Source organism: Nannocystis bainbridge (genome assembly GCF_028368995.1).
GTDB lineage: Bacteria > Myxococcota_A > Polyangia > Nannocystales > Nannocystaceae > Nannocystis > Nannocystis bainbridge.
Window position 1 is genome coordinate 263,111 of sequence record NZ_JAQNDL010000003.1, and the last position, 13,026, is coordinate 276,136.

The window sequence follows — 13,026 nt, forward strand, 5'->3', positions numbered from 1 at the left end:
TTCACTTCATCGCATCCGCCACCACCTCGATCGTCGCGCCGCGCCCGAGCCCCAGCTTCACCGCCGTCCCTGCCGGTACTGCTGACATTTCCTGGAACAGATATCCATTCGCCCCTGTCACGTCCTGCCCATCGACGCTCACGATCTCGTCGCCGATCTGCAGCCCTGCGCGCATCGCCGGCCCGCCCGGGCGCACCGACCCCACGATCAGCTTCGCCTCGCCCGGCTCCGTCCCCGGGGCAGAGGGCTGCACCCGCAGCCCCAGGTCTCCCGGCGCCTCGTTCTCCGAGCGGCGCTTCTTGGCGATCCGCAGCGGCGGCAGCTCGACCGACGTAGCTCCTGTCGTCGGCAACTCGAGCGCGATCGACGACCAGCCGTACCCGTTCTCGACCCAATCTTTCGGCAGCACCATCGCGTCGACCGGGCCGGCCGCCACCTTCTCGACCTCGAAGCGGCCCTCCGCGTCCGAAGTCTGCCCGCGCGGCGTTTGGTCGTACGGCGTGAACATCTGCACCTGCCCGCGCGCGCGGATCCGGACCTCCATCCCCGGCACCGGCTGGCTCGACGCGGCGTCGATCACTCGCCCGCGCACTGTCAAGAGTGGCAGCAGCTCGATCTGCACCTCCGCCCGGCCGCCCTCGCCCACGCTCGTCTTGGCCGAGCTCGAGCCCTCGGCCGCCTCCACGATCACCCTGTAGTCGCCGCGCGGCACCTCCGGGAAGCGAAACACACCACCTGTCCGAAAGAACCTGTCACTGCTGCGCCAGCCCGTGCTCGGCTCGTGCAGCGACACCTCGAATTTCTCCGGCGCGCCCCCGCCCTGGATCCGCACCGTCCCGGCGATCGACCCAGCGTCCGCGATCTTGATCTCCACCTCGTTCCCGGTCGCCACGTGCTCGACCGAGCCCTCGCCGCCGCCGCGCCGCTGGGCCACCAGCGTGTACTTCCCGTCGCTCAGCCCCGACAGCTCGAAGCGGCCGTCCTGGTCGGTCAGCTTGCGCGTCTCGGCCCCGAAGAACGACCACCGCGAATCGCGGAGCGCGTCGCCCATCCCTGCCGCCGGGCTGTCGCTCTCGCGCGTCGCCTCGACGAACGCGTCCGACAGCGGCCCGCCGGCGGAGTCGACCACGCGCCCGCCGATCCGCCCGTGCTGCGACTCCACCACCAACTGCACCTCGCGCACCTCGCCGGTCGCGATCGTCACCGCCGTCCCTTGCACATCGTCGTCGGTGGTCCCCGGCGCCTGCAGCGGCACCCAGCCCTGGACCGCCTGCACCCGATACGAGCCCGCCGGCACCTGCTTCAGGCGGAAGCTGCCGTCGTCGAGCGTGCGCGTCGTCGGCAGCTCCTGCTGCTCCCCGCGCAGCGTCACCTCGACGCCCTTCACTGCCAGCCCCTCGCTGTCCTTCACCGTCCCGCGCAGCTCGCCCGTCGCCGGCAGCGTCAGCAAGATGTCCTCGAGGTCCTGTCCCGCAGGCAGCTCGACCTCCAGCGGCGGCTCCGGGCGCGGGTGCTCGTTCGACGACGCGCTCACGCGATAGCGGCCCGGCAGCAGCCCGAGCAGCTCGAAGCGGCCATCGTCCGCCGTGCGCTCCGACCACGCCCGCGTCGCCTGGGCCCGCGGCGCCGACGGATCGGGCTGCGGCTCGGCGCCGACGTGGAGCCCGCGCGCACCTGTCCCTCCGGACAGCACCACCCGACCGCGGATCGCCTGGCCCGGCTGCACCTGCCAGCGCAGCCCGCGGATCGCCGCGTCGACCACCGCCACCGGCGCGTACGTCGGCTCCGCCACGTACGTGTCGCACTCGACCTGCGGCTCGTACGACCCCGGAAGGACCCCGCGGATCCGCACCAGCCCATCGGCCTCGACCTCGCCCGCGCGCGACCCGACCGCCGTGTCGGTGATGCGCACCCACCCTTGCTCGCATGATTCGCCGCCCGCGACCGTGACTGTCCCTTCGACCAGGTACGCCGGATGCGCCCGGATCACGATCGGCTCCGAAGTCTCACCCAGCCCCAGCACCGCGCTCTCGGCTCCTACCCCATAGGCCTCGTCGTGGAATGCCTCGAGTCGGTACGCCCCCGGCTTCAAGCCCTCGATGCGGAAATTGCCGTTCGTATCGCTGATCGCCTCCGCGGAGCTCTCCATGGGTTTCACCGCGAGCACGCTCGCGCCCGCCACCGGCGCCCCGTCCTCCGCTCGCACCACGCGACCGACCAGCACCGACTCCGGCGTCAACGCGATCTCGAACGTCATCCCTGGCGCCACGCCCATCATCCAGCCGCGCGCGTAGCCATCGGCGTGCGCCTCGAGGTACGCCTCGCCCGGCGCCACCCACAGCGTGAACCGCCCGTCCGCCCCCGTACGCCCGTGGGCGAAGCCCGACGACACCTGTGCCCCCTCGAGCTCGCCGCCGCTGAGGTCGCGCACCACTCCCTTGAGCTCGACCCCGCCGGCCAATAGCACCACATCGACCTCGCGCGTCTCCTGCCCCGCGCGCAGCGTCACCAGCGTGCGCGCGCGCTGGCCAGGACCCGCACGATACTGCCCCGGCACATGCCCCGCCGCGCTCGCGTGGACGAATTGTGGCACCGGCAACAACCCCTCGACGCGATAGCTGCCGTCGCCCGCGCTCGTCGTACACGTGCGATTCGCCTGCTCCTTGCTGTCGAGCCCCGACGCCGAGCTACCCACACAAACCGTCGCCCCGCCGATCCCACGACCGTCCGCCTCGCGCACGCGGCCCGAGATCGCCGCCCGGTCCACCAGACGCAGATCGAGCCGCCCCGGCCCCGCCCCGTCGACGCGCGGACCGTTTGCAAACACCGGCCCACCGCCGTCCGGCGCCTCCTCCGGTCCCGCGACCTCTTCGCGGCCCCGCACCGTCCACCACCACCCCAGGAGCAGCGCGATCACCCCGATCGCAGCCGCAGTCACGAACTTCCGTGTCGTTTGGGTCATGTCTGAAAGGTCCTGTCGCAGCCGCCTTGCACATTTGTCCAGCCCTGGCGTGCCGCAGCACCGCGACCGTATCACGGACTTCATCGCCTGGCTCGCGCACCACGCAGCGCCGCGGTGCGGCCTTCACGCCTGTCGGCCCCATTCGCCGCTCTCCGCTGCGGCGCAGTCCTCGATCCTCGTCCGCGAGACGGGCAACCGTGCGGCCAATCGACAGACCCGGCATCCGATGCCAATGACATCGCGGCCTGACGCGTCACTCCTTCGCACGCATCGCCGAGCATTTTCGCCCGAGCCGTTCGTCCGGCGCTGTATTCGCGGGTAGGCAAGCGGACAGGAAGCTCATCCGTCGTCCCGCTCGGAACGCCGCTCCCGAGCCGACCGAATCCGCCCGCCGCGAAAATGGATTGATCACCTCGGCGAGGCGGCGCAAACTAGGCCCAGGCTGGAGCTCTCGTTATCGTGGGGGATGGGCGGCCATGAGTGAAGACATCGATATCCTGCGTCTGCGCGGAACCACATTAAAGGGCACGTATGCCCTCGATCGCGCGGTCGCAAGAGGCGGCTTCGGCGTCGTCTATCGCGGCCGCCACCTCTCGCTGCACAAAGAAATCGCCGTCAAGGTGTTCTGCCCGCTGGCCACTCCCGAGGCCTCCATCGAGCAGGAGGCCATCTCGCACTTCTTCCAGGAGATCAAGATCCTCTCCGCGCTCGAGCACCCGGCGATCGTGCGACCCTACGACTGCGGGACGATCAGCCTGCCCGAGCGCGGAAACGTGCCGTGGATGGCGCTCGAATGGATCGAGGGCCGCACGCTGGCGGAGCTGTTGCGCCAAAGCCCGCGCGTCGAGTGGTCCCCGCGCGACGCGCTCGAGCTGTTGAGGCCGGTGATCGAGGCGCTCGCCGAGGCCCACGCCCACGGCATCGCCCACCGGGACGTCGCGCCCAACAACATCATCGTGTCTGAATCCGCCCACGGTCGGCGTATTCGTCTGATCGACTTCGGCATCGCCTGTATTCGCCCCGCCTACGAGGAGCCCGCGGCGCCGGAGGACGCGCCCACCGGCTCGGTCCTGATCGCCCACTCACCGAAGTACCCCGCCCCCGAGCAATTGCTGCAGCACCGCACGGGCACCTTCACCGATGTCCACGCGCTCGGGCTCATCCTCTATCACCTGCTCACCGGATACCTGCCCTACCCCAATTCGGCCAGCGACGCGGAGCACGGCGCCTGCGCCTTGCGAAGGCCGACCCCTGGGCTCGTCGGGCTCGACGTCGGCGCCTGGGAGCCGGTGCTCTCGCGCGCCGTCGCCATCAATCCGCGCGACCGCTACGCCACCGCCCGCGAGCTGCTGGAAGCGCTCGAGCAGTCGCTCGCCGCCGCCGTGCCCGCGCACGACGAATTCGAGGTGGCCCTGCCCGAGAACTGGCGCGTGGTCGAGGTGACGCCGTCGACGGTCCCGATCCTGCTCAACACCCCGGAGTTCACGGTGATCTTGCATCCTGTCGCCCTGAGCGCCGGCGAGCTGCGCCACGGGTTCGAGGTCCCGATCAACGCCGGCCTGTCGTGCAAGCTCGTGCTGCAGCGCTACGCCGAGGTCTCGCTCGCGCTGACGGTCGTCGGCCACCCGGGCGAGCGGCCCGGGCTCTACTCGAACCCCAACGGGGTCGGCTCGCGCCTCACGCGGGCGATGCTCGACCCGGGCGCCGAGAAGCTCGTCTATTGCGGTCAGCGGGACTTCGGCCTGCGCGAGGTCATCTGCTACGCCACCCAGGCCAAGCTCGGCGAGCGGCTCTCGATCGACGTCACCCGCCTGAACCTCACCGTCTGCTTCGCCACGCCGGTGCGTGACTTCATCGTCCTGCAAGTCGACGAACCGGAGCTGGCCCGCGCCCACCTCGCATGTATCGGTATCACCTGAGAGATCGACGACAACATGGCACAACCGACAGACACCTCCGTGGCGAGGGCCGCCGCGTCCGCGCAAGCGGCCCTCCCTCCCGAGGCCGCGATCAGCCGCGAGACGGTCGACTCGCAGCTGCGTTACGCCTTTCGCATGACCCGCAACCGCGGCGGGCTATGGGTCCCCGTGGAGCTCGGTCAGGGCAAGTTCGCCCGCGTGCTGTGTGGCCAGCAGCAGATCGGCAATCAGCCGGCCCGCAGCGTGGCGATCAAGATCTTGCACAGCCACGCGACGCTGGCCCACGAGCGCCTGTTCTCCACCGAGATCGCGCACCTGCGCAAGCTGAGCGACGCCGACAACGTCAACGTCCTGCACATCCTCGACGTCCTGCAGCTGCGCCCGCTGGTGCTGTGCGGCTGCGGCAAGGTCTATCACCCGCGCTGCCCCAATTGCGGGCAGGAGCTGCTGACCCGCGTCGACCTCGACGCGCACCCCGGCCTGCAGTGCAACGCCTGCAAGTACGTGCTGCCGGCCAATCGCGTCATGGACCGCGTCCAGGAGCTGTCGTCGGCGACCGCCCGCACCTGCTGCCAGGACAAGGCGGTCGAGGGCCGCGGCACGATCATCAACTTCGTCCACCGCGACGTGATCGTGATGGAGCACCTGACCCTCGGCCTCAAGGACTTCGCCCGCCGCCGCCGCGAAGAGGTGATGGACCAGTGGAAGAAGAAGGGCGGCGAGACGACCGCCCTGGCCCTGGCCTCGAAGTCCGGCTGGATCGAGCGCATCGGCGCCCTGCTGCCGAAAAAATGGCTGCAGCGCCGCACGTCCGAGCTGTTCGAAAAGGCGTTGCTGCTCGAGAAGGTCCTGGCCGTCGTGCAGCTCGTCGAGGGCGTGGCGTGGCTGCACGGCGAGAAGCGCATCATCCACAAGGACCTCGCGGCCGACAACATCATGGTCCGCTTCTCGGGCATTCGTAACAGCAAGTCCAACTGGCGCGGCGAGCATCGCCCGGAGATGAACGTCAGCGACATCCTCAACGACCTCACCGGCTACCCCACGTTTCGCACCCTCCTGATCGACTTCGGCCTCGCCGACGAGGCGACGCCCACGCGCTCGTGGTACGACGACGACGAGGCCACCGGCCAGAACAAGGGCCCGTTCCTGTCGCCCGAGGCCAAGAACCGGCGCCAGGACGTCGGCCTCGATCAACCGCTCGCCTTCTCGGCGGAGGACAAGACCTTCGTCATCCCGCCGGAGATGCGCGGCCTGTCGCTGCCGCTCATGCCCGGCGATCTCATCAGCCACTCGCTCGACGAGGAGCACGTGCACGACCTCAAGATCGAGGCCGTGCTGGACAACGGCAAGGTCGCCAAGTACACCGGCGTCGCCCCCGAGGTCCAGGACTATCGCCGATGCATCGTCGAACGGCCCCTGCTCGAACCCCACGACATCTTCGCCCTCGGCGCCCTGTTCTACTTCCTGCTGTCCGAGGACATGACCCGCATGGAGCCGCTGCACGCGCTGGTCTACACCGCGCAGGAGAAGCGCCGCCCCATCGACATCGGCGCCCTGCGCGGCCTCGACCTCTACCCCGGCGTGCGCAAGGCGATCCGCTCCGCCTTCTGGCAGGACGAGCTTATCGTCATCATCCTGCGCGCAATGACCCGCGGCCTGCCCGGCAGCTACGCCAAGACCCGCATCGACCGCGGCTGCGAACCAGCGCAGCGGTTCCTGCTCGAGATCAAGCGCCTTCACCACAAGATCCAGCGCGACATCGTCTCGACGTTCTGGCGGTGAACAAGGATGCCTGAGCTGTTCCCGCCGCCCCTCGGCACCGTCATCGCCGGCCGCTTCGAGCTGCTGGCCCCCCTCCGCGGCGACGCTGCGGTGTTGACATTCCTCGTCAAGGACTCCCAGACCGGCAAGCGCCGCGCGCTGACGCTGTTCGACCCCGCCCTCGCCACGGCGACGGTCTGGGCTGAATACCACCGCCTGTGGGCCGCCGCGGGGGAGGCCAAAACTTCGGGTCTGACGCTCCCGCCGCAGGTCCCCGCGACCTCGCCCGAGCCGCCGCACGTCGTCGACGATCCTCCCGCCCATCGCGGCCTCGATCGCCTGCGCACGCAGGAGGGACGAATCCCCTGGCAACGCGCGCTGACCCTCGGCGAGCGGATCGCCGCCGTCCTGCACGATGCATTCGAAAGGACCGGCGCCGTCCACCGCGCGCTCACGCCGTCGCGCTGCACCGTCGGCGAGGGCGATACGGTCGAGGTGCTCGACTTCGGGTTCGCGGAGATCGAGCTCGCCGGCGAACAGCCCGAACAGGTCGAGTACCGCGCCCCGGAGCAGGCGAATCACAAGGGCGACTCACGCAGCGACGTGTTCTCCCTCGCCGCCATTGTTTACGAGCTGATTTGCGGTACCTGCCCCTCGGCCTCGCCGCCGCTGCTGAGCTCACTCGCCTATGTGCCTCCGGCCGTCGAGCGCCTGCTCGACAGGGCGCTCGCTGCCGATCCCGAGCAACGCCCCGCCGACCTCGCCACCATGCGAGCCGCCCTGCGCGAAGCGCTGGGCCTCCCTGCATTGTCGGTGAGCAGGCCAGCGACTCCTGCGAGTCCGCCGCCGACAGCCTCGCCGGCGGGGGCCAACGATTCACGCCTCGAGTCGCCGTCCACCCACCGACCCGAGCCCCAGCCAGTCACCCCGAGCCCCAAGCCCTCTCCCGTGCCTGTGTCGCGTCCGCTCGCGAATCGGGCCGCGCCGCACAAGTCGGTGCAGAGCCCGCGAGCGAACCTCTCCCGGCAACAACAAGCCACCGACGATCCACCCAACGATCGAACCGCACGACTCCCGCCGAGGCCGGCCCAGCAAGACACCACCCTGGTCCTCTCCAACAACGAGGAGGCCCCCACCGAGCGCGTGCCAATCTTCAGCGCGCGGCCCAGCCGACCGGCCGAACCTTTCGGCGAGCGAACCGAGGTCTTTCAAAAACGACTCAACCACGTACCGCCTGAGGAGCGCACCGAAAAGCTCCCCGCAAGCGCCTCAGCCCCCGATCGAACCGAGGTCCTGAGCCCCTCGCCCGCCGGACAGCCATCGCCCCTTCCCGACCGAACCGAAGTTTTGAGCCCCCGGCCTGCACGAGAATCGTCACCGCCTCCTGGCCGATCTGAACCGCGGGCCGACCCTCGTCTCGCCGCAGATCCTCGCCCGCAGCCGAGGTCGCCCATGGAGGGTGATGAAGAGAGGACTGCCGTCATGGTTCGAAACCGAGGCCCGGTCATCCAGGCCCCGCCGTCTTCGCTCGAACCAACGATCGGGGCCATTCGCGTCCACAGGCCCAACCCGCCTCGGCAAGCTCAAGCGTCACAGGGCGACCGCCCCTCTCCGCCGAGCGCCGAGCCCTCCTCTCCCCAGATGCCGCCCTCAAACGAATTTTTGCGGACGACCCTGCTCAAGGTCAACCTCGTGCTCGTCCTCCTGCTCCTGGTCGGCCTCATCGTCTGGGCGCTGGCATGACCGTCGAGGTCACGGACGTACGAGCAGCAGGAACGAATCGTACGCCTGTTTGGACGCCCCCTGGTGCTCGTCATCGGTTCCGACCTCGACGCTGTCCTCTCCCACCGCGAGCTCGCCGATGCCGCGCGCATAACCGAGGAACACGACCGCGCTGTCGTTGGCAGTGACGTACGTGGCCCCGCTCTTCTGCGTATCGGACGTGTGCTTGGCGCGAACATGCCACGTCACTTGTGACGACAGCGACAACGGGAGCCGCGCGGCGAAGAACGTCTGATTCAGCGAAGTAAGCTGCAGATTCCGAATGTCGATAGTCTTGTCGAAACGACCGGCAAGGTAGAATTCCGAGGGGCCGGCCGGCTCGACGCCGAACAGGTACCCGCTGCCCCAGATCGTCGGGAACCACTCGGCGTGCGTGCAGGAGCCGCCGCCGTCGAGCGCAGCCCAGGCGAAGGACAAGCCGCCGGGGAGCTCGGCCGGACTCACCATCCCGCACGTCCCCAATGCCTCCGCGGATCCGCCGGTGGCGAGGGCCGTCAGGATCTTCTGGTCGGAAACGGCGGTGTCGAGCACGACCTCGTTGTTGCTTTCGCTGCCGAACACGCGGCACCAGTTCCACCGCGTTTCGGCCGACGCCCAATCTGCCGGATCTCGGCTGACCTCGGCGACGAACCCGTGGCGATTATTGACGACTCCGCCGTCGCACGGTCCCCACTCTGCGGCCGCCGTCGGATCCTCCGGGATCAGCACGGTCCCCCCGAGGATCATCGTCGGTTCACCGGGACGCAGCGTCAGACTGCGAGCAGTTGTATTGCGGCCGAGTTCGCCGGAGCCTCCACCGACGCAGTGCGACTCCTCGGGCAGACTCAGCGAGGTATTGAACTTCGACAGCAGAATCCCTGTCGGTTTCAAGGGAGTCGGGGCGTAGCACATGCCCGCGACGAACACCTCGTCCCCGTCGACCGCGATGTCCATCCCGGCCGCGGCCTCAGCGTTCAGCAACACCCCTTTCAACGGCTGCCCGTCAGCGTCGAAGCTGACCACGAACGCGGCCTCCGGCATCGACGGCTTCAGGCTGACCGTCGAGAACGAGACCGATCCGCGCAGCCGACCCGTGATGTAAGCGCCTCCGGCGTCGGCAGCGATCGCTAACCGGTACTGCTCCGGCTTGTACTCCTCGAGCGCGAGGTCCGTGCTCTGGCCGTGTCGTGCCCATTGGAGTTTACCGTCCGGACAGAACTTGTAGACGAACGGCACCTGCGTGTCGGAAGTCGCCATCGTACTGCCATCGAGCAGGAGCTCGCGGTCGAACTGCCCGACCACGTAGATGTTCCCCTGTGGGTCGAGCGCCGCCCCGTGGAGCACCTGCGAGCGGGCTCCCGAGAACTTGACGAGCCGGATCAGGCTGCCCGACTCGCCTGGCGCCGGAGCGCCACACCCCCCCTCGTCGGGTCCCGCCGTCGTGTCGGACGCCGCCGAAGTCACGTCCCCCGTGGTCTCGGTCGACCCGGTACTCGTCGCACTCGACGTGGGCGTCGAACCGGTCGACTCGCTCCCCTTCGAGGTCGTCGTCGCGCCGCCCTGACTGTCCGAGATACCGTAGGTATCGAGAGTACATGCGCAAAACAGCGCGAGGTGGCTCCCCACGAGCGGACGCACCCGACGGCGGAATCGCATACGGCGGCCAGGATACACCAGCGCCACCCGTGGTCCATGGTCCGGCACCGGCGGCTTCGGTCGGCCGTGATCTCGGAAATTTACCCGCGGTCGGCGCCCATTCGACAATCCTTCCTCCGCTCTGCCGCATGCCGCAGGCGCGCCCGGACGGCCCCCTCGTTCCTCATCGCCATGCGGTGAGGTCGCATGTAGCGCCGTTCATCTTTCCGCATCCGCCGACGCTCTGGAGAGGGACCGCTCGTGCCCGCTACACTGTCGGCCGGTGAGGACGACAGACCCGGCGGAGGCACTGATCGGCGAGCTCGTCGACGACCGTTATCGGCTCCGTCGGAGGATCGGCCGCGGCGGGATGGGAGCGGTCTATGAGGCGGACGCCGTCCGTCTCGGTCGCCTGTGCGCCGTCAAGGTGCTGCTCCCCGAGTTCACGCGCGACGAAACGGCCATGCAACGCTTCCGTCGCGAGGCTCAGGTCGCGTCGCGCGTCAAGCACACCCACGTCGTCGACATCTTCGACACCGGCACCACGAGCGCCGGCCTCGGCTACATCGCCATGGAGCTGCTGCACGGCGAGAGCCTCGGCACGACGCTCCGTCGAGAAAAGCGGCTCCCCTGGCCGCGTGCGCGGCACATCGCGCTGCAGATCTGCCGCGCGCTGGCGGCAGCGCACGCACGCGGGGTGATCCACCGCGACATGAAGCCGGACAACTGCTTTCGGCTGAGCCGGGACGGCGACCCCGACTTCATCAAGATCCTCGACTTCGGGATCGCCAAGCTGACCGACGCCGACAGCGCCGAGCTCCGCCTGACCGCCAGCGACTCCTTGATCGGCACCTATTCGTACATGGCGTACGAACAGATCAAGGGTCTCGACCCGGATCACCGCGTCGATATCTGGGCCGTCGGCGTCATCCTGTACGTCATGCTGACCGGGGTGTTGCCGTTCTACGGTCAGAACGAGCGGCAAGTCTTCTCCGCGATCCTCCTGCAGGAACCCACGCCGATCCGCGAATTGCTCCCCGGAGTCGATGTCCCGCCGGAGCTCGAGGCCGTCGTGGCACGCGCCCTCGAGAAGTCGCGCGACGCCCGATTTCCCACCGTCGATGCCCTCGCGCGAGCGCTCGAGGACGTCGGCCGGCCGAAGTCCCCCGCAGCGAGCGCTCTCCAATCCGTCGCGGCGACCGCCTTCACCCCTCTCGATGACGACGCGCAGACGCTCGACAGGGGCCTTCCGGCGCGATCTCTCACCCGCGTCGCCGCACCGGCGGCGCCTCCCGGGCGACCGGGTGCAGCCGACATCCCCGAGGACACCGCCGACAGCGGGCGCAGAGCTCTCGTGCCCTCCACCGATCCGCTGGTCCGCGCCGAGGTCGCGCGAGCGGCCGAATCCAGGGGCACGGCGCCTGCCCGCTTGCCCGACCTCGGCGCCGCAGAGGCCGAAGAGGCCGCACCCGGCCGGATCGCCCCCCTCGTCGCCTCGTCGGTCTTTCTGACCCTCGCATTGTTCGCAGTGGTCTTCGCGCTGATATCTGGCTCCTTCTTCGCCGAGCCTTCACCCGCCCCCGCACCCGAGCAGGCACCGGAGCCCGCGCAGCCGCCCGCCGCGCCCGCCCTGGTGACTGCTCCCGAACAGCCGAAGACTGTCGACGCGCCCGTCCCCACGCCACCGATCTCGACGCCTCCGCCCGCGGCCGCCGACACGCGTCAATCCAAGGCACGCGGGAAGAAGCCCGCGAAACGACCCGCCGTCGACACCAAGGCCACAGCCGCGAGCGAGCTCGCCAAGCTGTGCATCAGCAAGCCGATCCGCGACTGCTTCGTGGAGAAGCAGAAGCAGGACGAGGAGATGAAGGTGAGCTTCCAGCTCGATCCCGCGACCGGCGCCGTGCAGCCCATCTTCCCGCTGCTACAACACAAGACTCTCCTCGCCACCTGTCTCGAGGGCAAGATGAAGACCTGGCGGCTGCCGAAGGCCGGCGCAGGCGAGGCGCCCCCGACGCTCTCCTGTATCCTCAATCGCCAGCGCTGACCGCCGGCAGCCCGTCAAAAGGCGAAGCCGAGAGATACGTTCACCCCGCCGCGCCAGGCGGGAGCGACCCCCACGCTCGTCCCGTGGCGGCGAAGCAGCGCCGCCGCTCCCGACGACTTGCGTCGCTTGCCGGCGAGCACCGCCGCGAGCGCGATCGTCGTCGCACCCAGGACCCCGGTCATCACTCCGGTGACGATCGCCGCCGTGCCGAGCCCCTCCCAGCGCTTGCACGCGACACTCACGTCGCTGCCATCCATGCTTCCGTTCGCCTCGCTGCACATGTCGTCGTCGACGCCGTGAGCGACATCGTTGCCAGGGTCGGCGTCCTCGTAGCTGGCGACCGCCGCGTCATAAATCCGGTTGTAGGCTGCGCCGCGAAACGGCGCCTTGTAACGAGACAGCCCCGTCCCGAGGCTCACCGCCAGCAGGGCCGCCGTGAAACCGGCCGAGATCGCCAGACCGACGACGAGACGACGCTCGCCTGGCTGTTTCGTCGCATCCGTGCGCGCCTGGATCGCGATTGCAGGCTCGGCGGCGGCCGGCGTCTCCCGCTCGGCACACCCGCGCTGGGCGCTCGCCCGCTCGAGCCCCTCTCGCAGCCCGGACATGCCCACGTACTCGTCCGAGTTCTCGGCCCCGGCCCCATACACGGCCAAGAGACCCTGCAGATACTCGTCCGCGAGCTCGAGCCCCGCCCCTGCGAGCCCGCAGTCGTCCGGCTCGGCACGGAACGCCTCGCTGTACACGTTGGCCGCCCGGACGGCCAGATCGTTTCGCCGTCCCCGCGTGTCCCGCCGCTCCGGCAGCCGCCTCAGTTCGTCCGCGAGTCGGACCGCGGCTTCTTCGAACTTGTGCTGCTCGACGAGCACCTCGATCTCGCGGTCGAAGTCCTTCGGAGCCACCACCGCAGCCCGAGCGAGCGAAGGACTGCCGAGCTCGAC

7 protein-coding genes are annotated in these 13,026 nt (G+C 69.3%); 4 read left to right on the plus strand and 3 right to left on the minus strand.

Annotated elements, in window-relative coordinates; genetic code table 11:
• Position 1: 1 nt before the first annotated feature.
• On the minus strand, positions 2-2,962 hold the full coding sequence (locus POL25_RS26510; protein WP_272088989.1) for a carboxypeptidase regulatory-like domain-containing protein: 2,961 nt from the start codon (positions 2,960-2,962) through the stop codon (positions 2-4).
• A 476-nt stretch (positions 2,963-3,438) separates the two neighbouring features.
• On the opposite strand from POL25_RS26510, the gene POL25_RS26515 reads away from it, so the two are divergent.
• From POL25_RS26515 to POL25_RS26525, 3 genes are read left to right on the plus strand one after another with little or no spacing between them, the layout of a single operon-like run.
• Positions 3,439-4,881, plus strand: a complete 1,443-nt coding sequence (locus POL25_RS26515) for a serine/threonine-protein kinase (RefSeq protein WP_272088990.1) — start codon at positions 3,439-3,441, stop codon at positions 4,879-4,881.
• Positions 4,882-4,896: 15 nt separating this feature from the next.
• Positions 4,897-6,663, plus strand: a complete 1,767-nt coding sequence (locus POL25_RS26520; protein WP_272088991.1) for a protein kinase family protein — start codon at positions 4,897-4,899, stop codon at positions 6,661-6,663.
• A 6-nt stretch (positions 6,664-6,669) separates the two neighbouring features.
• Positions 6,670-8,385 (plus strand): serine/threonine protein kinase, encoded by a 1,716-nt coding sequence (locus POL25_RS26525; RefSeq protein ID WP_272088992.1) that lies wholly within the window; start codon positions 6,670-6,672, stop codon positions 8,383-8,385.
• A gap of 9 nt (positions 8,386-8,394) precedes the next feature.
• Here the strand turns inward: POL25_RS26525 and POL25_RS26530 are convergent, their stop codons facing one another.
• Positions 8,395-10,059, minus strand: coding sequence for a hypothetical protein (locus tag POL25_RS26530; RefSeq protein ID WP_272088993.1), 1,665 nt, complete (start codon positions 10,057-10,059; stop codon positions 8,395-8,397).
• Positions 10,060-10,321: 262 nt separating this feature from the next.
• Here POL25_RS26530 and POL25_RS26535 point away from each other — a divergent pair, with 262 nt between their 5' ends.
• On the plus strand, positions 10,322-12,085 hold the full coding sequence (locus tag POL25_RS26535) for a serine/threonine protein kinase (RefSeq protein WP_272088994.1): 1,764 nt from the start codon (positions 10,322-10,324) through the stop codon (positions 12,083-12,085).
• Between the two features lie 14 nt (positions 12,086-12,099).
• Here the strand turns inward: POL25_RS26535 and POL25_RS26540 are convergent, their stop codons facing one another.
• Positions 12,100-12,987, minus strand: a complete 888-nt coding sequence (locus POL25_RS26540) for a hypothetical protein (RefSeq protein ID WP_272088995.1) — start codon at positions 12,985-12,987, stop codon at positions 12,100-12,102.
• Positions 12,988-13,026: the final 39 nt, after the last annotated feature.